This is a genomic window from Enterobacter sp. MALB-1 (genome assembly GCF_041021625.1).
GTDB lineage: Bacteria > Pseudomonadota > Gammaproteobacteria > Enterobacterales > Enterobacteriaceae > Enterobacter > Enterobacter oligotrophicus.
The window spans coordinates 1,772,424-1,797,139 of record NZ_JBDPJL010000001.1 but is presented as its reverse complement, the minus strand read 5'-3'; the positions used below and the strand labels follow the sequence as shown (position 1 = coordinate 1,797,139).

At 52.9% G+C, this 24,716-nt stretch carries 19 protein-coding genes, 1 tRNA gene and 2 pseudogenes; 10 read left to right on the top strand and 12 right to left on the bottom strand.

The annotated features are described in order from the left end of the window. The first annotated feature begins 240 nt into the window (after nt 1-240). Nucleotides 241-1,041, top strand: coding sequence for a mannosyl-3-phosphoglycerate phosphatase-related protein (locus tag ABGB15_RS08515; protein WP_215722268.1), 801 nt, complete (start codon nt 241-243; stop codon nt 1,039-1,041). On the opposite strand, the gene dgcQ is transcribed toward ABGB15_RS08515, so the two are convergent. The 3 genes from dgcQ to ABGB15_RS08500 form a co-directional block, all read right to left on the bottom strand. Then, complete coding sequence (gene dgcQ, locus ABGB15_RS08510) at nt 1,026-2,726, bottom strand: cellulose biosynthesis regulator diguanylate cyclase DgcQ (RefSeq protein WP_215722269.1); 1,701 nt, start codon at nt 2,724-2,726, stop codon at nt 1,026-1,028. The genes ABGB15_RS08515 and dgcQ overlap by 16 nt on opposite strands. Nucleotides 2,727-2,809: 83 nt before the next feature. Next, nucleotides 2,810-2,992, bottom strand: coding sequence for a YodC family protein (locus tag ABGB15_RS08505; RefSeq protein WP_152081498.1), 183 nt, complete (start codon nt 2,990-2,992; stop codon nt 2,810-2,812). A gap of 78 nt (nt 2,993-3,070) precedes the next feature. Further along, on the bottom strand, nt 3,071-3,982 hold the full coding sequence (locus tag ABGB15_RS08500; protein ID WP_152081499.1) for a DUF808 domain-containing protein: 912 nt from the start codon (nt 3,980-3,982) through the stop codon (nt 3,071-3,073). Between the two features lie 178 nt (nt 3,983-4,160). Here ABGB15_RS08500 and yedA point away from each other — a divergent pair, with 178 nt between their 5' ends. Further along, complete coding sequence (gene yedA / locus ABGB15_RS08495; RefSeq protein ID WP_215722270.1) at nt 4,161-5,075, top strand: drug/metabolite exporter YedA; 915 nt, start codon at nt 4,161-4,163, stop codon at nt 5,073-5,075. On the opposite strand, the gene ABGB15_RS08490 is transcribed toward yedA, so the two are convergent. The 3 genes from ABGB15_RS08490 to ABGB15_RS08480 all read right to left on the bottom strand — a co-directional run bounded on the left by ABGB15_RS08490 (nt 5,035) and on the right by ABGB15_RS08480 (nt 7,697). After that, complete coding sequence (locus ABGB15_RS08490; protein ID WP_215722271.1) at nt 5,035-5,538, bottom strand: very short patch repair endonuclease; 504 nt, start codon at nt 5,536-5,538, stop codon at nt 5,035-5,037. The genes yedA and ABGB15_RS08490 overlap by 41 nt on opposite strands. After that, nucleotides 5,504-6,934, bottom strand: a complete 1,431-nt coding sequence (locus tag ABGB15_RS08485) for a DNA cytosine methyltransferase (RefSeq protein ID WP_313326365.1) — start codon at nt 6,932-6,934, stop codon at nt 5,504-5,506. The genes ABGB15_RS08490 and ABGB15_RS08485 overlap by 35 nt, the downstream gene beginning before the upstream one ends. A 61-nt stretch (nt 6,935-6,995) precedes the next feature. Next, complete coding sequence (locus tag ABGB15_RS08480; RefSeq protein ID WP_215722273.1) at nt 6,996-7,697, bottom strand: phosphohydrolase; 702 nt, start codon at nt 7,695-7,697, stop codon at nt 6,996-6,998. 284 nt (nt 7,698-7,981) lie between these two features. Between ABGB15_RS08480 and ompC the strand changes: the two genes are divergently transcribed. Continuing rightward, the gene (ompC, locus tag ABGB15_RS08475) at nt 7,982-9,148 is read left to right on the top strand and encodes a porin OmpC (RefSeq protein ID WP_215722274.1); all 1,167 of its coding nucleotides are present in this window, start codon (nt 7,982-7,984) and stop codon (nt 9,146-9,148) included. 57 nt (nt 9,149-9,205) lie between these two features. On the opposite strand, the gene ABGB15_RS08470 is transcribed toward ompC, so the two are convergent. Beyond that, nucleotides 9,206-10,069 (bottom strand): N-acetylmuramic acid 6-phosphate etherase, encoded by an 864-nt coding sequence (locus ABGB15_RS08470; protein WP_215722275.1) that lies wholly within the window; start codon nt 10,067-10,069, stop codon nt 9,206-9,208. 164 nt (nt 10,070-10,233) lie between these two features. Between ABGB15_RS08470 and ABGB15_RS08465 the strand changes: the two genes are divergently transcribed. Next, a complete protein-coding gene (locus tag ABGB15_RS08465; RefSeq protein WP_152081506.1) occupies nt 10,234-11,850 on the top strand; it encodes a sensor histidine kinase in 1,617 nt (538 codons plus the stop codon). Continuing rightward, nucleotides 11,847-12,566, top strand: a complete 720-nt coding sequence (dcuR, locus tag ABGB15_RS08460; protein ID WP_215722276.1) for a two-component system response regulator DcuR — start codon at nt 11,847-11,849, stop codon at nt 12,564-12,566. Before ABGB15_RS08465 ends, dcuR begins: the two co-directional genes overlap by 4 nt. Here dcuR and ABGB15_RS08455 read toward each other — a convergent pair. Next, entirely contained in the window at nt 12,547-13,509 is a 963-nt protein-coding gene (locus ABGB15_RS08455; RefSeq protein WP_215722277.1) for an FAD:protein FMN transferase, read from the bottom strand. The genes dcuR and ABGB15_RS08455 overlap by 20 nt on opposite strands. Before the next feature lie 65 nt (nt 13,510-13,574). Beyond that, nucleotides 13,575-16,355, bottom strand: a complete 2,781-nt coding sequence (locus tag ABGB15_RS08450; RefSeq protein ID WP_215722278.1) for a flavocytochrome c — start codon at nt 16,353-16,355, stop codon at nt 13,575-13,577. Nucleotides 16,356-16,964: 609 nt separating this feature from the next. On the opposite strand from ABGB15_RS08450, the gene ABGB15_RS08445 reads away from it, so the two are divergent. From ABGB15_RS08445 to ABGB15_RS08425, 5 genes and pseudogenes are all read left to right on the top strand, one after another. Then, nucleotides 16,965-18,473 carry an anion permease gene (locus tag ABGB15_RS08445; RefSeq protein ID WP_215722279.1) on the top strand — a complete coding sequence of 503 codons (1,509 nt, stop codon included), beginning with the start codon at nt 16,965-16,967 and terminating at the stop codon, nt 18,471-18,473. Between the two features lie 52 nt (nt 18,474-18,525). Next, a complete protein-coding gene (fumA, locus tag ABGB15_RS08440; RefSeq protein ID WP_215722280.1) occupies nt 18,526-20,175 on the top strand; it encodes a class I fumarate hydratase FumA in 1,650 nt (549 codons plus the stop codon). A 419-nt stretch (nt 20,176-20,594) separates the two neighbouring features. Further along, the gene (gene mtfA, locus ABGB15_RS08435) at nt 20,595-21,392 is read left to right on the top strand and encodes a DgsA anti-repressor MtfA (protein ID WP_215722281.1); all 798 of its coding nucleotides are present in this window, start codon (nt 20,595-20,597) and stop codon (nt 21,390-21,392) included. A gap of 100 nt (nt 21,393-21,492) precedes the next feature. Next, a tRNA-Asn gene (locus ABGB15_RS08430) sits at nt 21,493-21,568 on the top strand. 161 nt (nt 21,569-21,729) lie between these two features. After that, a pseudogene (locus ABGB15_RS08425) lies at nt 21,730-22,194 on the top strand (tyrosine-type recombinase/integrase); the annotation flags it as partial. A gap of 2 nt (nt 22,195-22,196) precedes the next feature. Here ABGB15_RS08425 and tssF read toward each other — a convergent pair. The 3 genes and pseudogenes from tssF to ABGB15_RS08410 all read right to left on the bottom strand — a co-directional run. Next, nucleotides 22,197-23,216, bottom strand: a pseudogene (tssF, locus tag ABGB15_RS08420) (type VI secretion system baseplate subunit TssF); the annotation flags it as partial. An 85-nt stretch (nt 23,217-23,301) separates the two neighbouring features. Then, nucleotides 23,302-24,021 (bottom strand): cytochrome c oxidase assembly factor Coa1 family protein, encoded by a 720-nt coding sequence (locus ABGB15_RS08415; RefSeq protein WP_313326367.1) that lies wholly within the window; start codon nt 24,019-24,021, stop codon nt 23,302-23,304. Nucleotides 24,022-24,071: 50 nt separating this feature from the next. Beyond that, complete coding sequence (locus ABGB15_RS08410) at nt 24,072-24,596, bottom strand: DUF805 domain-containing protein (RefSeq protein WP_313326369.1); 525 nt, start codon at nt 24,594-24,596, stop codon at nt 24,072-24,074. Nucleotides 24,597-24,716: the final 120 nt, after the last annotated feature.

Genomic DNA, 24,716 nt, shown 5'->3' with positions numbered 1-24,716 from the left:
TGAAAATTCGTTACACCAGGAAATCTGATGTACGAAAACATTATCCCCAACAAAATTGCCTGACAAGCATATATTCTTCTGACGAATATAATATTTTATACATGTGATTTTTGGTTATGAGCATAAACGTGCGTGGCGTATGGGTTTGACGGGATCGTTTCCATAACCAGCCCTCCTCTGCCGTGTCCGTTATTTAGGATTTTTCTTAGAACCTCCCGCTATCAATCACCAGGAGCCATTATGCTTTCGCTGCAGGAGACCTTACTGATTTTCACCGACCTCGACGGAACATTGCTGGATATTCATACCTATGACTGGCAACCTGCGGCGTCCTGGCTGGAGAGGCTCCAGGATGAACAGATCCCTGTCATTTTATGCAGCAGCAAAACCGCAGCGGAAATGCACGAGATTCAGCAGGATCTGGGGCTGGAAGGACTTCCGTTCATTGCTGAAAACGGTGCGGTTATTCAGCCTGACATTCGTTGGGAAAATGCATCACGGTTGCTCAGAGGTATACCGCACCCTGACATCCGCCGCGTGATTGAGCAGGTTCGCGCGCGTGAGGGCTATAAATTCACCACGTTTGATGATGTGGATGTACAGATCATTAGCGACTGGACGGGGCTTAACCGCGCGCGTTCCACGCTTGCGCGCAAGCATGAAGCCTCCGTGACGTTAATCTGGCGCGACAGCGACCGGCAACTCGCATGCTTTGAAGACTCGCTGGAACAGGCTGGCCTGAAACTGGTACAGGGGGCACGCTTCTGGCATGTTCTGGATGCCCGCTGTGGTAAAGATATCGCGATTGAGTGGATGGTTGAACGCTATCGCCAGTATGAAGACAGAGAGCCAACGACGCTGGGGCTCGGTGATGGCCCTAACGATGCCCCTCTGCTGGACTGCGTTGACTTCGCCGTTGTCGTCAAAGGTATTAACCGACTCGGCATAACGCTTCAGGATAATAACCCTGAGCGGGTTTACCACACTCAGCTTCCCGGTCCGGCGGGCTGGAGCGAGGGCCTCGATCACTTCCTGGGGTGATCCTGCCAGACGACCTGGTTGCGCCCGCCCTGTTTTGCCTGATACAGCCGCGTATCAGCAATAGACTGTAGCTGTTCAAACTCATAGTTGCCCTTCTCATGCGCACAACTCACCCCAAATGATGCACTGATACGTAACGTCGTACTTTTTTGAACCAGAATTTCTCTGCTGTTGATACGTGAGCGAATACGTTCAGCAATTGCCGCCGCTTCCGGCAGCGCCACGCCAGGTAAAACCACGCAAAACTCTTCTCCCCCGACACGCCCTGCCAGTTCGCCCTCACGTAATCCGCTCGCAATAATCCCTGCGGCGTGGGAAAGAACCTTGTCGCCGGCCTGGTGCCCGAAGCGGTCATTAATGCTCTTAAAACAGTCAAGATCGATCTGGATGACGGAAAACGGTCGCGACTGCTGCTGACATTGCATGGCGAGAATTTTTGCTCGCTCAAACAAGGCTCCACGGTTATGCAGCCGGGTTAACGGATCATGCCAGGCCTGCCACTGAAGGGAATGCTGGAGGGTATACATATTGCTGACCATGCGACGAATAACCAGCCAGGAGATCAGCAGCATGGCGGTAAACAGCGCCCACAACAGCGCCAGCACAATACTGATGCTGCCAAAATCCCCGCGCACGCCTTCGTTCAGGGTATGGATACGCAGGACAACGCCATCGAAATGATCGAGCCGCTCCCAGCTGATAAAGCGGCTTCCCAGGCGAATACCGCCCTGCGTATCGCTCTCAATGGCGCGGGCGATCTGCGCTGTCTCACGCTTATCAAAACGGCTTGCCTGATTGTCTGGTCTTTCCGAGGTAGCAATCATGTTGAGGCGAGTGTCGTAAAGCTGGTACTCCCCTTCCGTATGATCATCCATGGCATCTTCAAGCAGACGCTTCATGGTGCCAAAGGTGAAATCCATCGCCACCACGCCGTACCAGAAATGGTCGTAATAAATTGGCACGCTGGCGGTGATCAGCGGTTCTTTCCCGACAAAAGCCGAAGCCGGTGAAATAAACCACCGCACGGCACGCGCCCGGTTTCCGCGCTCAGACTGTTGGGTAAACCAGGGTTGAGTGACCAGTTGATAATAGCGAGGCGCAATATCCTCTGATTTATCCGTCGCATCGGTTGCGAGAAAGAACCCGGCGCGAGAAACATACACCACGCGCACTTCTTTGCGTTTATCTGACGATGCCAGGCGCAGCAGATACCCCACTTCCAGGGCGGCAGAAAGCTCACTGTTAAGACGGGTGTTGTCGCGGTTAAGAAGCGTGGTTTTTTCGACAAACGCGTCGGAAACGCCATTTATCGGCAGCGTGCGTTTCCGGTCCAGTGCAATCTGCCAGTTTGGGGTGGCCCGCAGGCTACTAAAGCGCAGCACTGCATCATGCAATACGCCGAACGCCAGCGGCGTTTGCAGCGCATCGCCCATGCTGTGACGGAAAAAAAGCATTTTATCGACGCTGAACTGTAGCTGTCGGTCCAGCGCATTCGCGACCGTTTCGAGATGGTTACGCTGGCTGGAAATGTAGGCATCTTCCAGCACGACAACTTCACGCCAGGTCAGAAGAGTGGAAAAGATCAGCACGATCAGAAAACAGCTATTAACAATCAGACCGGGATTGCTGCGCTTATGCAGCCATTGCAGAAAAGATCGTTTTACACGGTTGGTATCGCGCTGCACACACACTCCCTGATTGCCACTCTTTACCCAATACGATAAGCCTGCGTCAGTAAAAACGCCCGGCCAGGCCGGGCGTTAAGTGATTAAGCCTTGTCGCGGTTCTGCCGCCTGTCACCCGGCTGAAGCTCGTCTTCACGAAACGCCTCCCGCTTGATGCCGTACCCATCATACCACCGGCATTCCACCATTCCGCTGGAATAACCGGTAACGATCATGCGTGGACCGCCATTCTTAGGCTTTACTTCATCACTGACCAAAAAGACCATACCTGCCTCCTGTATCAGGGTGAAACTGTTTCAATTTAGACGAGGAATGGCCTTTTTGCATCCTTCAGAAAGAAACAATTAGTGCGACGTTCCGCGCATTTTTTCGACCAGCGTCACGACAGCCACAACGATACCGCCAAGGATAAAACCCAGCACCAGATTGAGCAGCGTCGGCAGAATAGCCGCCACAACAGCGCCCTGCGCTGCGGCAAAATGTTCGATCGCATGGTGCAACGGCGCAATACCATGCACCACAATTCCGCCCCCGACGAGGAACATCGCCAGCGTGCCCACAATGGATAAACTCTTCATTAACCAGGGAGCCAGCACCAGCAGGCTTTTGCCGATACCTCGCGCCAGCACACTTGATTTCTCTTCCAGCCAGAAGCCAATATCGTCCAGCTTCACAATCAGCCCAACCAGGCCGTATACGCCTATTGTCACCAGAATCGCGATACCGGAGAGGATCAGCACCTGGTTGAACAACGGCGCGTCCGAGACGATCCCCAGCGTAATGGCAACGATCTCGGCTGACAGAATAAAGTCAGTGCGGATAGCGCCTTTGACTTTATCGCGTTCAAACGTTTTCGGGTCCTGCGCGGCCAGCGCTTCCAGACGCTGCTGTCGCGCCTCGGGTGTATCGCTCTCTTTGCGTGCAGCGAAGGAGTGCACTATTTTCTCTGCGCCCTCATAGCACAAAAACGCCCCGCCAATCATCAGCAACGGTGTAATGGCCCAGGGAATAAAAGCGCTGATCAGCAACGCCAGCGGAACCAGGATCACCTTGTTGATAAAGGAGCCTTTCGCCACGCCCCACACCACCGGCAGCTCGCGGTTCGCCCTGACCCCGCTCACCTGTTGCGCGTTCAGTGATAAATCATCCCCCAGTACGCCAGCGGTCTTTTTCGCTGCCAGTTTTCCCATGACGGAAATGTCATCCAGCAAGGTGGCGATATCGTCGAGCAATGTTAATAAGCTACTTCCTGCCAAAATCTCTATCCTTCTTTTTTTGGTAATTAAGTGAATAGTATGGAGCAAAACCGGAAACCCTGAAACAGGTAGCTCAAGTCAACAAAAAATTCACATCAACGCCACAATTAAAGGACTCGCCAGCGCGATAGTTTTCACGTTTACTATGATCGACCTTTTTATTCCGTCGTGAGGGACTATGCGTTTCCGGCACTTATTACCGCTCACAGGAGCGCTTTTTTCGCTGTATATCATCTGGGGCTCGACCTATTTTGTCATTCGTATCGGCGTGGAGAGCTGGCCTCCGCTGATGATGGCAGGCGTTCGCTTCCTCTCGGCAGGCGTGCTGCTGATGGCCTTTTTACTGCTACGTGGGCATAAACTTCCACCGCTGCGCCCGATGCTCAACGCGGCGCTGATTGGCCTGCTGTTGCTGGCGGTGGGGAATGGTTTTGTCACCGTCGCCGAGCACCAGAACGTGCCGTCGGGTATTGCGGCCGTCGTGGTCGCCACCGTGCCGCTGTTTACGCTCTGCTTTAGCCGTCTGTTTGGCATTCGCACACGAAAACTGGAATGGCTGGGGATCGCAATCGGTCTGGCCGGGATTATTATGCTCAACAGTGGCGGTAATCTGAGCGGGAATCCGTGGGGGGCGCTGCTGATCCTGATTGGCTCCATGAGCTGGGCTTTTGGCTCGGTCTACGGCTCACGTATCGAACTGCCTTCCGGCATGATGGCGGGTGCCATTGAGATGCTTGCGGCGGGTATTGTGCTGTTGATTGCCTCAGCGTTGACCGGGGAAAGGCTGACGGCAATGCCGGATCTGTCTGGCTTGCTCGCCGTCGGTTATCTGGCACTGTTTGGCTCCATCATCGCCATTAATGCTTATATGTTCCTGATCCGCAATGTCTCCCCGGCTGTCGCCACCAGCTATGCGTATGTTAACCCGGTGGTCGCCGTGCTGCTGGGCACCGGTTTTGCTGGCGAAGTGTTGTCGACCATTGAATGGCTGGCGCTGGGGGTGATTGTTTTTGCCGTGGTGCTGGTGACGCTGGGCAAATATTTGCTGCCCGCTAAGCCCGTGGTGGCACCGTGTGAGGTTGAGAAACCGTAACCGGGTGAATGCCCTGAGTGTCGATCTGCGCCGCCTGACCGCCGCCGCAGATCCACTCTTCCAGCCGCTCCGTCAGCGCCACATCACTGAGTTTCAGCCTGCCGCGCAGAGCACACTCCCAGACGATCAGTACCCGCCAGCCTTCCGCCAAAAGCGTTTCGACATCCCGTTTATCACGCTCCACGTTCTTGCCTATCTTCTCCAGCCAGAAATCGGTGCGCGTGGCGGGCACTTTAAACAGATAACAGTCGTGATGATGCCAGAAACAGCCGTGGGTAAAGATGATGCACTGGTACGGGTCAATCACAAAATCAGGGCGTCCGGCCAGCGCCGCATCCTGCACCCGAAACGTAAACCCCGCCCCGGCCAGCAACCCGGCCAGCCGCTTTTCAATGGCAGTATCACGCGTGCCAATCGCACGCATGTTTTTACTGCGCGTTGCTTTGTCGTGTACATCCGTCATTGACGGCCTCACTTTTTCGCAACATCACCGCTTTATTGATGCGTGAAACCAGCAGCTTCGCCACCGCCGCAAACGCGGGCACCACGACCGAGTTACCAAACTGGCGGTACGCCTGAGTGTCCGATACCGGAATACGAAAACTGTAGCCTTGTGGCGTCTCAAATCCCATCAGGCGGGCGCACTCGCGGGGCGTTAACCGACGCGGACGATGTTGCTGGTTCTGCGGATCGTCGAAATCTTTTTCACCGAGTGTTTTATCCCACCCTCTGTCGATAAGGATTTCCGCGCCATCTTTGTAATAACGGGCAGACAACGTGCGGGTCACGCTATCCGGATTATCAGGGTTCACCATGCCAAAACCAAAGCCGTTGCCTTTGGCCTGATGCTTTTTGGCGTAGCGATACAGGTATTTCCACAGCACCGGCGTGAGAATAAATTTCGCGTCAACGACGGGTTCCAGCAAATCAGCGATAGTCGGACGGCGCGCCGGGTATAACGACGGGAGATCCCGAAGGGTAAAATCGCCCTTCAGATTAAGATCCCGGCGGAACCCCACCAGCACAATACGTTCGCGATGCTGGGGCAGGAAATGTTTGCCATCGATAATTTTCGGATCATCTGCCCCCATATCCTGTGAATCCGCTACGTCGTAGCCCAGCTCATCCAGCGTTTGCATAATAATGCGGAACGTTTTTCCGCCGTCATGACTTTTTAAATTCTTGACGTTCTCCAGCACAAAAATCGCCGGACGACGGGCATCGATAATGCGGGCGACATCGAAAAAGAGCGTTCCCTGCGTATCACAGGCAAAACCGTGCGCGCGTCCCAGGGCGTTCTTTTTCGACACACCGGCCAGCGAGAAAGGCTGGCACGGAAAGCCCGCCAGCAGCACGTCATGGGCGGGGATGGTGTTGCGAATATGCGCTGCGGCCTCTTCATCGGTGACGCCACTTTTATGGCTCAGGGTCACATCCCGGATGTCGGCATTAAAATGGTGCGCGTGCGGATCGCAGTACCAGTTGGCTTTGTAGGTGCGTACCGCGTGTTTATTCCATTCACTGGTAAAGACGCACTGGCCGCCGATAGCTTCAAAGCCGTGGCGGATGCCGCCGATACCGGCGAAGAGATCGATAAAACGGAAGGCATAATCCGGGTGTGCGGCAGAAGGCCGCGGGAGCAGGTTCTGCAGATAACGAAATTCACCTTCGCTCAGGCGGTGCCCTGCCCGCTCGCTGTTCAGGAGTCTCTTCAGGATTGCCGGGCTCCAGTGACTTTCTCCGTGAGCCTCCAGCTGGTTCGCCAGCGTTCTGGCATCATAGATATCCATCAGCTGACGCAGTAATGCCTGCACCGCTGCCGTTGATTTCTCACTCCGCTCAGGCGCGGGCTCAGTCACAGATCGATTTTCCTGCATTCTCTTAACCGGACAATAAAGACTGAAAACAGAGTACCACAGTTCAGGATCTCAAGCTGCGATGGAAACGACGCTGCACCTGGCTGTCTAATCCCAGGCAGTCGCCCTGCAATTCGGCGCTCAGTTTCGCCAGAAACTGGATCAGAAAATCGGCGTTATGTCGCGCCAGTTCGCGCCCGACCTCCGTTTGCATGGTTTCAGGTAAATGAAGCAGCTTGGTCTGGAAATGATCGAGCGCGTAGGCTTTGTCATTCAGAGGGCGCGTTTCCGCGAACGGATCGTCCGCATCAAACAGTGCCACGCCCAGCGCACCGGACACGGCGAAGACGCGCGCCAGGCCGATAGCGCCTAACGCTTCCAGCCGGTCAGCATCCTGCACAATTTTGGCTTCAGGGCTTTGCGGTGCAATCCCGGCGCTGAAGCTGTGCGCTTCAATAGCATGTTCGACGGCGGCATAGCATTCTGGCGGGAAGTCCGGGAAATGGTGGCACAGAATGTCACGTGTTTTACGCGCGGCCAGCCTTGATGACTGGTGTCGTTCGGGATGATTTTTCGGCAGGCTGACAATGTCATGAAAGTAACAGGCGGTAAGCACCACCAGCGGATTGACCGTCTGGTGAGACAGCATTTTCTGCGCCGTCATCCAGACTCGGCGGAAATGAGAAATATCATGCGCCGCGTCATCCGTCGCGTGGTTGTCCTTGAGCCAACGTTCAAAGCGGTGTTGCCACAGTGCGAGATCCATAACCCTGCCCAGTCACTAAAAAGAGAACGAACTATAACACAACCGAATTAATTCAATTAAAAAATAGAACCGCCAAATACTTAATAATAATTACGACATATATATTTTATATATCAATTCGCGAGAATAATAAAGTGACAATAAGAAATATTTTGCAATATTTTATATAATTTAATTACATTTATTTTTGAACCAAAATCATTCTTCGTAGAATAGTATCGACGATGTAATTACGGAGGGTGATTACATATATTCATATAAATTATCTTTAAAGGGAATATATAATGAAAAGAAAAGTTTTGGCAATTCTTGTACCCGCGTTATTAATGGCTGGCGCAGCAAATGCGGCAGAAATGTACAATAAAGACGGTAATAAAGTTGACCTGTACGGTAAAGTCGACGCGCGTCATACTTTCTCTGACCACGCGGGTGATGATGGCGATGAAACCTACGTCCAGATTGGTTTCAAAGGCGAAACGCAGATCAACAACGGTCTGGTTGGCTATGGTCAGTGGGAATATAAAACCTACGCTAACGATACCGAAGGCGCGGGCGATACCTCCTTTAACCGTCTGGCTTACGCTGGCCTGAAATATGGTGAATACGGTTCATTTGATTACGGTCGTAATTACGGCGTTGTGTATGACGTCGAAGCATGGACCGATATGCTGCCAGTATTTGGTGGCGACTCTTACACCTGGACTGACAACTTTATGAATGGCCGTGCTAACGGTCTGGCGACTTACCGTAATAATGATTTCTTCGGTATGGTTGATGGTCTGAACTTCGCGCTGCAATATCAGGGCAACAACGAAGGTACGAATATTAACGAAGATCAGGAAGGCACCAAAAATGGTCACGAAAATGTTCGTTTCCAGAATGGCGACGGCTTCGGTATGTCAACGACCTATGACTTCGACTTCGGTCTGAGCCTGGGTGCTGCATACTCTTCTTCCGATCGTACTAATGAGCAAGTTGCTTACGGTGCAGGCAGCAATAACCGCTTCAGCAAATTTGCTGGTGGTGAAACGGCAGAAGCCTGGACCATCGGCGCGAAATACGACGCGCAGGGTTACTACCTGGCGATGATGTATGCTGAAACCCGCAACATGACGCCATACGGCGACACTGGCATTGCCAACAAAACGCAGAACTTCGAAGCCGTAGCGCAGTATCAGTTCGACTTCGGTCTGCGTCCATCCCTGGCATGGGTTTACTCAAAAGGTATCGATCTGGGCGGCAACGATTACCACCCAGGCAATGGCTATGACTATGTGGACCAGGATCTGGTTAACTACATCGACCTGGGCATGACCTACAGCTTCAACAAAAACTTCTCCACCTATGTTGATTACAAAATCAACCTGCTGGATGAAGACGATGCCTTCTACAATGACAACGGTATTGCGACCGACGATATTGTTGGCGTTGGTATGACTTACCAGTTCTAATCCCCATAAATACTAAAGCCCGCTCTGCGGGCTTTTTTTATCTCATGCACTCAATCGTTACGGCGCTTCCTGCAGCGCAACCCGAATAAAGCCATTGTTCTGCGCCAGCAGTTCATGCGCCTTCCATGCATCCAGCCCCGTCAGCACCATCAGGACCGCCGTTTTACAATTGTGATTACAGCTTTCCAGTGCCGCTTTTGCTACGGCGCGGGTGCATCCGCCGGCTTCCATCACAATGGCAATTTGCCGCTCTGCCCATCGGGTGTTGCTTGCCTCCAGATCCACACGCAGGTTGCTGTATACGCGCCCGGTGCGGATCGCCAGTCCGGTCATCACCATATTGAGGATCATTTTTTGGGCTATCCCCGCTTTGGTATTCGCATACCCTGCGACCACATCCGCCCCCAGATCCGGCGCAATGACCATACTCGCCAGCTGCGCGGCTTCACTTTGCGGATCGCCCGTAATGACGGCAACGGCTGCGCCCAGCGACCATGCATGCCGCATTGCCCCCCAGACCCAGGGCGTTTTACCGCTGACCGTCAGGGCCAGCATCATATCGTGCTCACCAAACGTCATCGTCTGCAGGTCGGCAACTCCGCGCTCATAGTTTCCGGCATCGTTGCCAGCAGAGATGGCTAAAACGGGATGTTTTCCGGGGGCATATTCTTCTGCTGCCTGCTCTGCCACGCGTCCGGATGGCCCCGCCCCGACAATCACCAGACGACCACCATGGCTGAGTGTTGCCGCCGCGTTATCGACCACACGGGCAAGGGTTGTTAAAAAGGGAGTAATAGCATCGGAGATTTGTGCATCATCCTGGTGAATGACGTTCAGCATGTCCAGCGTGGACAATCTATCGATATTCATCGTGCTGGCGTGCCGTCTTTCCTTGACTGAACCGGTAAGCATAATGCTCATAAACAGCCTCCTTATTATGAGTTCCCACACACTATAAAGTGTTTTATATAGATGACCTGCGAGGAGCCTCACGAAAAGAGGACAGAATGCATGCTTTTACATGGCTTTAAGAAAAGCGCTTCATCGGTGATAATTAGCCCTTACTTCTTCATCGCGGAGTATTGATGAGCGATTTGCAGCCCTTCCCCCCGACGCGCAAGCGCCCCATGAAACTGAACACGCTGGTCACGCTGATGGTCTGTGCCATTATCGGCTCTGTTCTGTTGCTGGTGTTTGCACTCTATTCCGTGCAAATCACGCGCGCCACACGCGATGATGTCAAAGATACGGCGCTGGGTATTGCCCGGACCTTTGCCGACAGCCCGGACGTGAAGCGCGGCCTGCTGCAATCGCCGCAGGCGGATATCATTCAGCCCATTGCCCAGGCCGTAACAACCCGCAACGATCTGCTGTTTACAGTCGTGACCGACATGCGGGGCATCCGTTATTCGCACCCGAACGAGGCGCTATTAGGCCTGCATTTTATCGGCGATGACCTCACGCCTGCACTGGAAGGAAAAGAGAACGTCTCTGTTAACCGGGGCGTACTCGCCGAAGCGCTGCGCGTATTTACCCCCATTTATGATGCCCGGCATGAGCAAATTGGCGTTGTGGTGGTAGGGATCTCCCTGAATAAAGTGGAAGAGCAGATCGCCCGCGGGCGGCTGAATGCCATATGGACCATTCTGTTCAGTATTTTGATGAGTTCGCTGGCGATCTGGGGCCTGGTTCGCGTCCTGAAACGCATTCTGTTCGGGCTGGAGCCTTACGAGATCTCTGCACTGTTTGAACAGCGCCAGGCAATGCTGCAGTCGCTCCGGGAAGGCGTGATGGCGGTGGACATTCATGGCCGTGTGACGATGATTAACCATGCCGCCCGCGAAATTTTACTTCTGCCTTCCGGCCAGCACTCTGAAAATACCAGCGAACCGCTGCTGGCAAGCCTGCGGGAAGTCTCGAAGACCGGTATTGCGCGACAGGATCAGGAGATCAGCTGTAACGGGCGACTGCTGCTGTGCAATATGGTGCCCGTGAAAAGCCAGAACCAGGTGATCGGTGCTATCAGCACCTTCCGTGATAAAACCGAAATCAGCCAGCTGATGCAGCGCATTGATGGCATGGTCAATTACGTCGACGCCCTGCGCGCCCACACGCATGAGTTTATGAACAAACTGCATGTGATCCTGGGGCTTTTACACATGAAGCGTTACGACAAGCTGGAAGAGTACATCCTGCAAACGGCGCATCATTACCAGACTGACATTGGGATTATCCAGCGCAAAATTAAATCGCCAGTGATCGCGGGCTTTTTGCTGGGTAAAATCAATCGGGCTAAAGAAGCAGGATTCACCCTGACGCTGGCTGATGAGTGTCAGTTGCCGGATACTGCCAGCGAAGAGCAGGTGGCAGTGCTGATCACCGTGCTGGGTAACTTAATAGAAAACGCGCTGGATGCAATGGAAGGCCAGCCAGAAGGCGAGATCAGCCTGCTGTTGCATTACCAGAATGGCTGGCTCAGTTGCGAAGTCAGCGATGACGGCCCCGGTATCGATCCGGTGCAGCTGGAGGCTATTTTTACCAAAGGCTACTCAACAAAAGGTGAAAACCGTGGCGTTGGGCTGTTCCTTGCACGCCAGCAGATCCAGAATTTGGGCGGTGATATTACCGTCGAGTCGGAACCTGGCGTATTTACCCAATTTTTTGTTCAGATCCCCTGGGATAGCGAGAGGAATATCGCGTGATAAATGTTTTAATTGTCGATGATGACGCTATGGTAGCCGACCTCAACCGCCTGTACGTGAACCGCGTTGAGGGTTTTCGCTGCTGCGGCGTCGCCTCCACGCTCAACCAGGCCGAGGCGTTGATCAATAATCCCGACCAGCCCATTGATCTGGTGCTGCTGGATGTCTATATGCAGCAGGATAACGGCCTGGATCTGCTGCCCGTCATCCGGGCTTCAGGCCGCCCGATCGACGTGATTATGATCTCCTCGGCCTCGGATGCCACCACCATCCAGACCTCCATGCACTATGGCGTGGTGGACTATCTGATTAAGCCCTTCCAGTTTCCGCGCTTTGAAGAGGCGCTGAACGGCTGGAAGGCGAAGCACAACATGATGGGATCACACCAGTATTATGAGCAGGCCGATGTCGACAGACTGATCCACGGCGGTGCGCCGGAACTGGCAGACAGCAAGAAATTACCGAAAGGGTTAACGCCGCAAACGCTGCGCACCATTTGCCAGTGGATTGACGCGCACCCGGAAATGGAGTTTTCTACCGATGACCTGGCAAACGCGGTCAATATTTCGCGCGTCTCCTGCCGTAAATACTTAATCTGGCTGGCGCAGATTAACATTCTGTTCACCAGCATTCACTACGGTGCGACCGGGCGTCCGGTGTATCGTTACCGGCTCCAGCCGGAGCAGACAGGGCTACTCAAACAGTATTGTCAGTAACGCGATAGCGGTCATCCAGAAGCGTAAAGCGGAAGTGGTGCATTGATGAGATCACCACTTCTTTGGTTTTCGTCACAAAGATGGCTTCAATATCGGGACGGGCTCGCAACGCAGTACAGCCCTTCTCTACGCCCATGCCGTACAGCAGCGTGGTCCAGATATCACCGTCGATGGACTCTTTTGACAGAATGGTGACGCTATCCAGTTCGTTATCCAGCGGATACCCGGTGCGCGGATCGAGGATGTGGTGGTAGCGTTTGCCGTTCTGTTCGAAGTAACGCTCGTAGGTTCCCGATGTCACGACGGATCGGTTTTCTACCGTCATCGACCCAATCAGCTCATTTTCCGCGAACGGTTTTTTAAGCCCTACGTGCCAGCCCCCTTCCGGCGAGCCTAGCGTCTGAATATTACCGCCCAGGTTAATCAGGCCCAGCGTCGTACCTTCTTTACGAAGATAATCCCGCACGCGGTCGGCAATATACCCTTTAGCGATAGCCCCAAGATCAATCTCCATCCCGGCTTTTGCCAGAAACACGCTGCCGGAGGTTTCATCCAGCACCACATCTTCCGGACGGGTAATGCTAAGTAACGCGGCGATTTCAGCGGCTGGCGGCACGCTGTCACCCTTAAAACCGATCTTCCAGCGCTTCACCAGCGGTCCAATCGCCAGGTTAAATGCGCTCTCTTTGAACAGGCTTGCCGCTTTTGCGCAGCGGATCAGTTCAAACACCGGGCGGCTGACAGAAACCGGATGCTGACCGGCAGCATGGTTGATATCCATGACCTGCGAGTGGGCGCGATTGACGGTAAGCAGATCTTCATACTGCTTGATCAGGCGAAACACGCGGGAGGCGAGCGCCTCGTCATGGGAAAAGAGTTTCAGGAGGATGGGAGAGCCCATCAGGACGGCGGAATAGCTGTAAACGCGATGATCAGAAGACATGGTGCAAGCTCCCTGGTTGAAATGCCGGATACACGACGCGTATCCGGCAAACCATAACGGCTGACTTATGCTCTTTTCGCGCGCATCGCCGCCTGATGTCCGGCAAGCGTACCAAAAATAATGATGTCTGCCACTGCGTTACCGCCGATGCGGTTGCCACCGTGGATACCACCGACCACTTCACCGGCGGCAAACGCCCCTGGCAGCACGTTGTGGTTATTATCCAGCACGCAGGTTTCGGTGTTGATGGTCACGCCCCCCATAGTGTGATGAACGCCCGGCGCAATCTGAATGGCGTAGAACGGCCCTTCGTTGATCGGCGCACGCAGCGCGGTGGTACGGCCAAAGTCATCATCGTGCTGTTTTTCCACAAAACCGTTATAGCGTTCCAGCGTCGCCAGGAAGGCATGGTGATCCATCCCCAGTGCTTCAGCCAGTGCTTTTGGTGAACTGGCGCTGGTGACAAAGCCTTTGGCAATGTACTCATCCGCCGCTTTATTTTTAGTACGAACATGCTCATCAAAGACGATGTAGGCATATTTCTCTGGCAGCGCGATGATTTGCGCGGACACTTTGTCGCGTGTCGACATTTCGTTGTAGAAACGGTTCCCCTGCTGATTCACCAGAATCGCCCCGCCACCACGAATGGATTCAGAAATCAGGTACGACGTTTTCTGCTCGACGGTCGGGTGGATCTGAATTTCACCCATATCCACGGTGCCCGCCCCGATGCGTTCCAGCAGCGCGATGCCGCCACCGGTGGCCCCTTTGTGGTTGGTGGTGACGAACCCTGCCAGATCGGGACGGTATTTCACCACCATCTGGCTGTTAGCGCTGAAGCCCCCCGTCGCCACAATCACACTTTTGGTTGCCACCGTGATGGCTTCATTCTCTTCGGTGGTCAGACGCACGCCGGTCACTTCACCGTTTTCGAAAATAATATCGCTGACCGAGGTATCGAGCATCACGTCGATGTTACGTTTGTTAACGTTACGTACCAGGCCGCTGATCAGATAGCCACCGACTGCAGAGCCGTCTTTCGGGCGGTGAGTACGGTCGATGCTCATCCCGCCGGTAGTGGTGATGTCGTTCAGCATGATACCGCGCGTTGCCAGCCACTCGATGGCCTCTGGCGCATTCTCCACGAAGCGGCGCAGCAGTTCCGGGTTGTTCTTGTTTCCGCCGCCTTGCAGCGTTTCCTGATAGAACAACTCTTTGCTGTCCTGAATGCCTTTCACACGCTGGAAGCGAGTCTCTGCCGCGTTCATCCCGGCAGATGCTTTGATGGTGTTGCCGCCGATGGTCGGCATTTTCTCGATAATCAGTACGCTCGCACCTTCATCGTGCGCCTGAATCGCTGCCGCCAGACCGGCCCCGCCGCTACCGACCACCACCACGTCCACGCTTTTGGTTTCGTTCGGGTCAACGCCCTCTTCCGCCGCCAGCGCTTTGCTGGATTTCAGCATGGCTTTTGATACCGCTTTTTTCACCGCTTCGCTCTGGCTGGTTGCGCCGGTGATGGCATCCACATGCGGCGTGTTCGCATCCAGAATGCGGGTACGGATCTCTTCAAAGCTGGTAACGAACTCAACGTCTTCGCTCGGGCCAGAGGCCAGTTCGATATCGGCAATGCGGTCCGTGTCCAGGCTGACGTTAATCACCAGTTCGTTTGCGTCGTCCTGCACTTTCTCAACGAACATGCCTGGTTTGAATTTTGACTCTCCCATACTCATGTCGCGGATCATCGCCTCCACCAGCGAGAAGCGCCACAGCGGTTCAGGAATGTTCAGTTCTTCGCGTTTGGTGCTGTCCATAAACAGCTCCAGGTTTTCACCGGCTGCAATACGGTCGGTCCAGTCCGGGTAGGCGATGGTGGCACGACCCACGGCGATCAGGTCGTAACCATGATCCAGCGCTTCATTCACATCGGCTGCATTCACCACGCCGCCCACGCCCATCACCGGAACCTGTGCCAGCGTTTCAGAACGCATTGCACAGTATTTTTCGATAAGCGGAGTGGGATCTTGCGTGTCGACAATGGAAGGGCGCAGGGTGGCACCGACGGAGAAGTGCAGATAATCGACGCCACGCGCCGCCAGTTTTTCCAGCAGGTACATGGTGTCTTCAAAGCGAATGCCGGGAACTTCCAGCTCTTCAGGAGAGAAACGGTAGCCAATAATAAAGGCATCATCGGCGTACTGGCGCACCATTTTGTGGGTAATATCCAGCACCGCCAGCGGGAACTTCGCACGGTTGTCGCGGCTGCCGCCCCACTCGTCGTCGCGCTGGTTTGAGTTTGGCGAGTAAAACTGCTGGATCAGATAGGTGTTTGCCCCGTGGATTTCCACACCGTCGAAACCGGCCTGAATGGCACGACGCACCGCTTCACCAAACTTACCGATCATGCCTTCCACTTCTGCCGTGGTCAGGGCCACCGGCGTCGCAGCACCGTCACGCGGCGCGGCAACGGCGCTTGGGCCAACCGGTGTGCGGCCACCGATAAGTTTAGGATCGACCATGCGGCCGCCGTGGTAAATCTGCAGAAGGGCTTTTGAGCCGTTGGATTTAATAGCCTCGGCAATTTTCGCCAGCCCGGCGATTTTCTCGTCGCTATCGATACCAATCGCCCCCGGAAACGCGAGGCCGAGATCGTCCACAAAGCAGCACTCCACAATAATGGTGCCAATGCTGCCCGAACGCGCGCGATAGTACTCCACCAGCTCGCTGGTGACTGTGCCATCGTAATAGCCCGTACAGGTTGTCATGGGGGCCATTAACAAACGGTTTTTTAGTTCAGTGCCATTCGGTAATGTGAAAGGGCTTAGAATACGTTCGTTAGTGCTCATAATAGAAACTCCAAACTTTAAAATTAAGAATTCGTTATCGGGCTCAGTTTTATTTCGTTTTTTTATGCCGATGTCATGATAGTAATATAATGATTTTTTTAGTTTCCAAAGATATTACGTTAGTTAAAAAACTATTTAATCCCTGCGATAACATCAATAACACATTGGTGTTAGCAATATAGATTGCATCATTCACAACAATTTAAAATTCGTTAAAATTTTGAAGGTAAGACCAATTACAACAAGATACATAAAAACAATAAATATCAACAAGATAGAAAAAAACCAATTTTATCATGTTATCACAATGATAAAAAACAAAGCAGAAAACACCTAATACCCACATACATCCGAGTGGTTATTTGAAAACGAATAAAAATACACCTCAGATTCTATTTATTTGATCGCGATCAACAGATCTGGTCTCCGAAGGCGCAATATATAAACATCATATTTTTTAATTTAGCGCATATAAAAATGCGTCAAATACTATTTACTGAAATAACAAAACCGCACGTTTAATAACTAAAAAAAGCAAAGCAACTAAATAAAGCGGATTTGTCATTTCACCGTACGAACGAATTTTTGACAACTTAAGACGTGAAAACTATGACCACAAAAACTGCTGTAACGCCTCCTGCGGCGAGTAAAGCATCAGACGGAAATGCAAAACGTCTGCTGATGATGGCGCTGCCGATTATCGTCGCCGTGCTGCTGCTGTTTGTTCCCGTTCCTGAAGGGCTGCCGCCTTATGCGTGGCATTACTTCGCGATCTTTGTCGGCGTGATCGTCGGGTTGATCTTCGAACCGCTGCCGGGTGCCGTCATTGGCCTGACCGGCGTGGTGGCGATTGCCCTGTGCAGCCAGTGGGTGCTGTTCAGCCCGGAGCAACTGGCCGACCCGAAATTCAAGCTGGCAGGAGCCTCCTTTAAATGGGCTGTCGGTGGCTTTGGCAACTCGACTGTGTGGCTGATTTTCGGAGCCTTTATGTTCGCCGCAGGCTATGATAAAACCCGCTTCGGCCGCCGTCTGGCGCTGATTCTGGTGAAATATCTGGGCCGTCGCAGCCTGACGCTCGGTTACGCCATCACCTTCGCGGACCTGCTGCTGGCACCGTTTACCCCATCCAACACTGCACGCAGCGGCGGGACCATCTACCCGATTATCGCTAACCTGCCGCCGCTGTACGGTTCAAAACCAAACGATCCCAGCGCGCGTAAAATTGGCTCGTATCTGATGTGGGTGGCGATCACCGCAGCCTGTATCACCAGCTCGATGTTCCTCTCTGCTCTCGCGCCTAACCTGCTGGCCCTGGCGCTGGTGAAAAGCACCGTAGGGATTAACATCTCCTGGGGCACCTGGTTTATCGCCTTCCTGCCGCTCGGTGTGCTGTTGATTCTGACCATGCCGCTGCTGGCGTACTGGTTCTATCCACCCGAAGTGAAAGTGAACGACGAAGTGCCGCTGTGGGCAAGCCGTGAACTGGAGAAACTGGGAAAACTGTCCCGTAACGAAATCCTTCTGCTGGTCTTCGTCTGCTGTGCCCTGCTGATGTGGATCTTTGCGGCCGCGTGGATTGAACCCGCGATGGCTGCCCTGTTGATCGTCGGCCTGATGCTGTGGACCGGCGTGCTGGAGTGGAACGACATCACCGGTAACAAAGCGGCATGGAACACCTTCGTCTGGTTCGCCACGCTGGTTGCGCTGGCAGACGGCCTCTCCTCCACCGGCTTCATCGGCTGGCTGGGTAAAGAGGGGGGCATGCTGATGAGCGGTATCTCTCCGGGTGTCGCCACCATTGTGTTGCTGCTGGCGTTTTATCTGCTGCACTATCTGTTTGCCAGCACCACCGCGCACACCACGGCGCTGCTGCCCGCGATGCTGACCATCGCCTCCACCATTCCGGGCATGAATATGGAAGTATTCGTCCTGCTGATGGTGACGTCGCTAGGTATCATGGGGATCATCACGCCTTACGGAACTGGCCCAAGCCCGATTTACTACGGTAGCGGTTATCTGCCAACCAAAGACTACTGGCGTCTGGGCACCATCTTCGGTGCCATCTTCCTGGCGGCCCTGCTGCTGATTGGTTATCCGTGGATGTCCATGATGTTCTGATTTCTGACCGCCGGGGTAACCCTCCGGCGGTTTTATTTTTGTGGAGCAAGCTATGTCAAACAAACCCTTTTACTACCAGAACCCCTTCCCTCTCGCACACGATGACACCGAATACTACCTGCTGACCAAAGAACACGTCTCCGTTGCGGAATTCGACGGTCAGGAAGTGCTGAAAGTGGAGCCGGAAGCCCTGACCCTGCTGGCACAGCAGGCCTTCCACGATGCCGCCTTTATGCTGCGTCCTTCGCACCAGAAACAGGTTGCCGCCATTCTCACCGACCCGGAAGCCAGCGAAAACGACAAATACGTCGCCCTGCAGTTCCTGCGCAACTCTGACATTGCGGCGAAAGGCGTGCTGCCAACCTGTCAGGATACCGGCACGGCGATCATCATGGGCAAAAAAGGCCAGCGCGTCTGGACCGGCGGCGGTGACGAAGCGGCGCTGAGCCAGGGCGTGTATAACACTTACATCGAAGATAACCTGCGCTACTCCCAGAATGCGGCGCTGGACATGTATAAAGAGGTGAACACCGGCACCAACCTGCCTGCACAGATTGACCTCTACAGCGTCGACGGCGACGAGTATAAATTCCTGTGCATGGCCAAAGGCGGTGGATCTGCCAACAAAACCTACCTCTATCAGGAAACCAAAGCGCTGATCACCCCGGCGAAGCTGAAAAACTACCTGGTTGAGAAGATGCGCACACTGGGCACCGCAGCCTGCCCGCCGTACCATATTGCGTTTGTCATCGGCGGCACCTCTGCGGAAGCCACGCTAAAAACCGTCAAGCTCGCCTCGACGCGCTATTACGATGCTTTGCCAACCGAAGGCAACGAACACGGCCAGGCATTCCGCGATGTGCAGCTGGAACAGGAGCTGCTCCAGGAAGCGCAGAACCTCGGCCTCGGCGCGCAGTTTGGTGGCAAATACTTCGCCCACGATATCCGCGTGATCCGCCTGCCACGCCACGGTGCCTCCTGCCCGATCGGCATGGGTGTCTCCTGCTCGGCTGACCGCAACATCAAAGCAAAAATTAACCGTGACGGTATCTGGATCGAAAAGCTGGAACACAACCCAGGCCAGTATATTCCTGAAACCCTGCGTCAACAGGGCGAAGGCGACGTGGTCAGTATTAATCTCGATAAACCGATGAGTGAGATCCTGGCGCAGCTCTCTGCCCATCCGGTTTCTACCCGTCTGTCACTGAACGGCACCATCATCGTGGCGCGCGACATTGCGCATGCGAAGCTGAAAGAGCTGCTTGATAACGGCGAAGCGCTGCCGCAGTACGTAAAAGATCATCCGATCTATTACGCTGGCCCGGCCAAAACGCCAGAAGGTTATGCCTCCGGTTCGTTAGGCCCAACCACCGCGGGCCGTATGGACTCGTATGTGGACTTACTGCAATCCCACGGCGCGAGCATGATCATGCTCGCGAAAGGCAACCGCAGCCAGCAGGTAACGGACGCCTGTCACAAACACGGCGGTTTCTACCTCGGCAGCATCGGTGGCCCGGCGGCGGTGCTGGCGCAAAACAGCATTAAGAGCCTGGAGTGCGTGGCGTATCCTGAGCTGGGTATGGAAGCCATCTGGAAAATTGAGGTGGAAAACTTCCCGGCGTTTATCCTGGTGGATGACAAAGGCAACGACTTTTTCCAGCAGATCCAGAATAAACAGTGCAACGGATGTTCACAGCGCTGAGGTTTTCCACTGGTTGCCTGAAGATGAATGCGGCAAACCGTGATCCTGCAGGAAAAGATTCTCTGCACGTTTAGCGCGATAGCGAGAGAATTGCGTTAGCCGCGAATATGGCCATGGATGGCTCACTGCTCAATATTCGGATCTGAACTTTCTTAATGCATTGCCCATTAATCTGATTAACACTGACAAGACAGAGAGTTGGTGTAAAGCCAGCAATGCTGAATGATTTCTCTACAGCGGTTACAAAGCAAGCTACGACTTACTTCACAAAATGAATGACATAGTGGCAAAGCACTACCTTGAGACAGAAGCGAAGTGGTAACGTGTGTGGCGAGGGTTGCTATCATGCCGGGTTGTTTGGCATGTTAACAGACCTGACCTTTCAATTTTGTTCAAGTGACGAGTTTGCGAGCAAAGCGATGATTAAGTGGCCCTGGAAATCGAATGATACTGGTCGAAATATGGCACTGCCCTGGGATGAGGCGCTGGCGATTCCTGTGCTGGCTAATCTCCAGCCGGAAGAACAGTCAAAGCTGATTCACCTGGCCGATCGTTTTTTGCAGCAAAAACGGCTGGTTCCTCTTCAGGGCTTCGAACTGGAACCGTTAAAAAGCACGCGTATCGCCCTGCTCTTCTGTTTACCGGTACTGGAACTCGGTATCGAGTGGCTGGATGGCTTCCACGAAGTGCTCATTTACCCGGCTCCGTTCATCGTGGACGACGAATGGGAAGATGATATTGGTCTTGTGCATAATCAGCGTGTTGTTCAGTCCGGGCAAAGCTGGCAGCAAGGGCCGATCATCCTGAACTGGCTGGATATTCAGGATTCATTCGATGCATCCGGCTTCAACCTGATTATCCATGAAGTGGCACATAAACTGGACACCCGCAATGGCGATCGTGCCAGCGGTGTGCCGCTCATTCCGCTACGTGAAGTGGCTGGCTGGGAGCATGATCTGCATGCAGCAATGGACAATATCCAGGATGAGATCGATCTCGTCGGTGAAAGCGCCGCCAGCATTGATGCCTACGCCGCAAGCGACCCGGCGGAATGTTTTGCCGTGCTGTCTGAGTATTTCTTCAGCGCCCCGGAACTTTTCGCTCCTCGTTTCCCGGCACTGTGGCAACGTTTTTGCCATTTCTATCAGCAAGATCCGCTTCAGCGTTTACGTAAAAATGATGCCCTCGGCGGTAATATAGCCACTCAGGTACACTAAAACAGCAGTTTGCATCTTAATTAACCAGTTGAATCAGCGAGTTAATTTTAGTGTTGACACACATTAGCGAGGCCATTAACATGCGCCTCGTTCACACGATTCCTCTGTAGTTCAGTCGGTAGAACGGCGGACTGTTAATCCGTATGTCACTGGTTCGAGTCCAGTCAGAGGAGCCAAATTCTTGTTTCTATGCATCTCAGGATGTCTCAAGAGTATTTTGATTCAAGGAGTTAGCACAGAAACTTGTCTCATTGCATATTGATTTATCTCTCCGCATCGGGACAAATTGGTGGTCTGATTTGGGGTCATTTCAGTTCGATAATGGAGTGACCACCATATGTCTCTTACCGATACAAAAATCCGCAATACAAAACCATCTACATCTCCCTTTAATTTGACTGATGCTCATGGATTGTACTTACTTATCAATCCCGGCGGTTCACGTCTCTGGTACCTGAAATACCGCTTTAACAGTAAAGAATCTCGCATTGCCTTAGGTCCGTATCCTCAGGTTTCTCTTTCCGAGGCCCGGCAACAACGGGAAGGGATCCGTAAACTCCTTGCCCAGAACATCAACCCCACCCGGCACCGGGCCAACGAACGGATTGCTCGTTCCCCGGATAAATGCTTTAAAGTCGTGGCGCTGGAATGGCATAAAAGCAGAGCCGATAAAAAATGGTCTGCTGATTATGCCGCTCGTCTGCTTGCCAGTATGAACAACCATATTTTCCCCGTTATTGGCCATCTGCCCGTTACCCTGCTGAAAACGCAGCATTTCACTGCCTTACTGAAAGACATAGAAGCTTCGCGCCTAAACAGGCGGTCATCTTGCCACTGGTGCCCCCCCAGAATCAGCCAGGTGTCATACAGCCCGGTCACACTGCGCTTCAAGCGGGTATGGTAGTAACGCGGTGGCGCCTGGCGGCGCATCATCCCACCCTTGTGACGAAAGCTGCTGAACGGCAGATCAGACGGCCACGGCGTGCTGAACACCACTTCAATATCGAAGTACTCTGCCCCGGCAGGCGGTGTGATGCCGTCCAGACCGTTGAGGTGGACAAACATAAACTTGTCGCGGAAGGTGAAGTACTCCAGCAGCAGCTGGTAGCCGCTGAAGGCGGTATCACCCTTCGGCCACAGCCCGTCTTCCTCCGCAAATCCTCCCGGCGAGAACCAGCCGTCAAGCCGGATACGGTCGGTCTGCCCGGGCAGGCGCATGTACAGCGCCACCTGGCGCTTCGTCAGCATCAGGTGTAACTGGCTGCTGACCGGCGCATCCGCCCCGAGGTACAGGCTCAGACGGCTGAGGTCAGCGTGTGACCAGTCGGCCTGGCTGCTGCAGGCCAGGCGCATCCGCAACAGCGAACGTCCGTCAGGCTCAGTGGTCATGGTCACCCCTGAAATATTCAGCGGGTTGAGCATCACATCCTGCGTGGTGCGATAGCGGCAGACCGTATTCTTCGGCCCCACCGGGCGGGAGTACACCTCCAGCCCCGCGGGCACGACTTCGGCCATTTTCACAGCATTAAGTGCCGGCGTCAGCGCCACCACCGAAAGCGACGGAATTGTGCGCAGGTAATGCGGCCAGAGCATACTGACCAGCCCTTCGGTGAGTTCCGGCAGGTCGTCGTCTATCTTTTCGCGCAGTCGCCCCATCGAGAAAGCAAAGCCTTCAAACAGACGCTCGACATACGGATCCGGTGTACCAGCTTTATCCAGGTCGAGCATCGCTGCACGATCGGGATGGGTTTGCGCGAACTCTTTTGCGGCTTCACGCAGGTAGCGCATTTCTGCATCGTAGTAACGCAGAGTCAGGTCTTTCATTTGTATTTCCGTAGAAATCAACTTCTTTGAGATTCCATTATTAAATAACGCCGGGAAAGTCGCGCCACTGACATTACGTCAGGAATTATTCTTTTGTCAGAAGATCGATGTCTTCACTTTCAGTATGTAGCGTCAGAATCAGGTATTCCCAGTGCCCGGTGGTGTTTGTGGCCTGTACATAAACATTTCCTTTGCCTTTACTTCCACTGACCGGGATCTTCATGCTGGCAGCACTACCGCTGAATTCCCCGGAAACGAAAAATGCATCAGAGATATCTGTACCCAGTAAACTGGTGATACGGGTATCATTTTTTACTGCTGCCATAGACACTATGTATACTTCACTACTTTTCATCATCGACATTATGCCGATAAAGACAGCAGCAATCAGACTAGCAAAGGTAAAGGGAATTACCCATTTCCAGTTCCTCCCCAGCCAGTTTTTAGGGACCGTCTGAGACTGAACATCCCCATGTGATACTGTGGGCTCTTTATCCGCAGTATTTAGATCATCTGCAAACCAGTCCTTGTGGAATGCTCCTGCTTTAAAACGATATGCAGAAAGACCATATTTAAGATCCTGTCCGAGTTTATCTTTCACAAACCCATGATCTTTTCCCAAGGAATAAAGAAATGCATCCAAAAGTAACAGTGTGGCATCAATAAACCACCAGATACCAAAGCCACCTAAAGTTATGATTTTCAATATTCCTGTTTTGATTTTTCCCAGATAAAAACGATCCAGACCTAAGAAACCAAAGAAAAATGCCAGTAACATTGCCAAAATTCTGTTCTTGCGAACCATGTAAACATCCTTATCAATAAAAATTAGTTTTCAAGAGAAACAATAAAAAGTCACAATTCAGAATGTGATACAGAAGAATTTGGGTTTGCTGGTTGACAACATAACCAAATAACGCCAATAACAATAATAGCAGAAGATATCATGTTAATTACATTTAATATTAACAGACTCATTTCTTCACTAAGGAATTTCACCAATAGATAATAAACAGCAGAGATGATGATGGGCCCTCCCACTAATTCAATGAGCAGTGGACCACTAAACCACCATCCTGACTTCCCAATATCATGCATACGCCTGACACCAAGAGACAGAATGGGCAGGAATAAAATCAATGGGACAAAACCGCAAAGAGGTAGATAAACAAAATACATCCATACCAGCGCCATACCACCTCTACTGGTATGATCAGCGATAACGCCAACCAGGATTAAGTAACTTCCTGCTGCAATAATTAAAACCACAATTATATTAATTAAAATAAAAGACCAAAAATCCTGGCGCGTTGCATTCCCTTTATAGATAAATGTTTTCTTCCACCCTTCCAGGTAACTTGTTCCGACATTTTTATTCATTATTCATCATCCACATAAAATAGCGGCTCGTGCCGGATCAAGGTGAATAAGTCCGGACAGTAACAGATCCATCACTGGTGTTAGTCGCGCCTTGTCAGCCTCACTGCGACCAGCTTTCAG

Excerpts from the sequence above, each read along its gene's own strand:
- ABGB15_RS08480 (WP_215722273.1), bottom strand. The coding sequence starts at position 7,697 with ATGGATCTCGCACTGTGGCAACACCGCTTTGAACGTTGGCTCAAGGAC.
- mtfA (WP_215722281.1), top strand. The coding sequence starts at position 20,595 with ATGATTAAGTGGCCCTGGAAATCGAATGATACTGGTCGAAATATGGCA.
- ABGB15_RS08450 (WP_215722278.1), bottom strand. The coding sequence starts at position 16,355 with ATGAGCACTAACGAACGTATTCTAAGCCCTTTCACATTACCGAATGGC.
- ABGB15_RS08515 (WP_215722268.1), top strand. The coding sequence starts at position 241 with ATGCTTTCGCTGCAGGAGACCTTACTGATTTTCACCGACCTCGACGGA.
- ABGB15_RS08410 (WP_313326369.1), bottom strand. The coding sequence starts at position 24,596 with ATGAATAAAAATGTCGGAACAAGTTACCTGGAAGGGTGGAAGAAAACA.
- fumA (WP_215722280.1), top strand. The coding sequence starts at position 18,526 with ATGTCAAACAAACCCTTTTACTACCAGAACCCCTTCCCTCTCGCACAC.
- ABGB15_RS08490 (WP_215722271.1), bottom strand. The coding sequence starts at position 5,538 with ATGACGGATGTACACGACAAAGCAACGCGCAGTAAAAACATGCGTGCG.
- ABGB15_RS08445 (WP_215722279.1), top strand. The coding sequence starts at position 16,965 with ATGACCACAAAAACTGCTGTAACGCCTCCTGCGGCGAGTAAAGCATCA.
- yedA (WP_215722270.1), top strand. The coding sequence starts at position 4,161 with ATGCGTTTCCGGCACTTATTACCGCTCACAGGAGCGCTTTTTTCGCTG.
- ABGB15_RS08455 (WP_215722277.1), bottom strand. The coding sequence starts at position 13,509 with ATGTCTTCTGATCATCGCGTTTACAGCTATTCCGCCGTCCTGATGGGC.
- ABGB15_RS08415 (WP_313326367.1), bottom strand. The coding sequence starts at position 24,021 with ATGGTTCGCAAGAACAGAATTTTGGCAATGTTACTGGCATTTTTCTTT.
- ABGB15_RS08465 (WP_152081506.1), top strand. The coding sequence starts at position 10,234 with ATGAGCGATTTGCAGCCCTTCCCCCCGACGCGCAAGCGCCCCATGAAA.
- ompC (WP_215722274.1), top strand. The coding sequence starts at position 7,982 with ATGAAAAGAAAAGTTTTGGCAATTCTTGTACCCGCGTTATTAATGGCT.
- ABGB15_RS08505 (WP_152081498.1), bottom strand. The coding sequence starts at position 2,992 with ATGGTCTTTTTGGTCAGTGATGAAGTAAAGCCTAAGAATGGCGGTCCA.
- ABGB15_RS08470 (WP_215722275.1), bottom strand. The coding sequence starts at position 10,069 with ATGAGCATTATGCTTACCGGTTCAGTCAAGGAAAGACGGCACGCCAGC.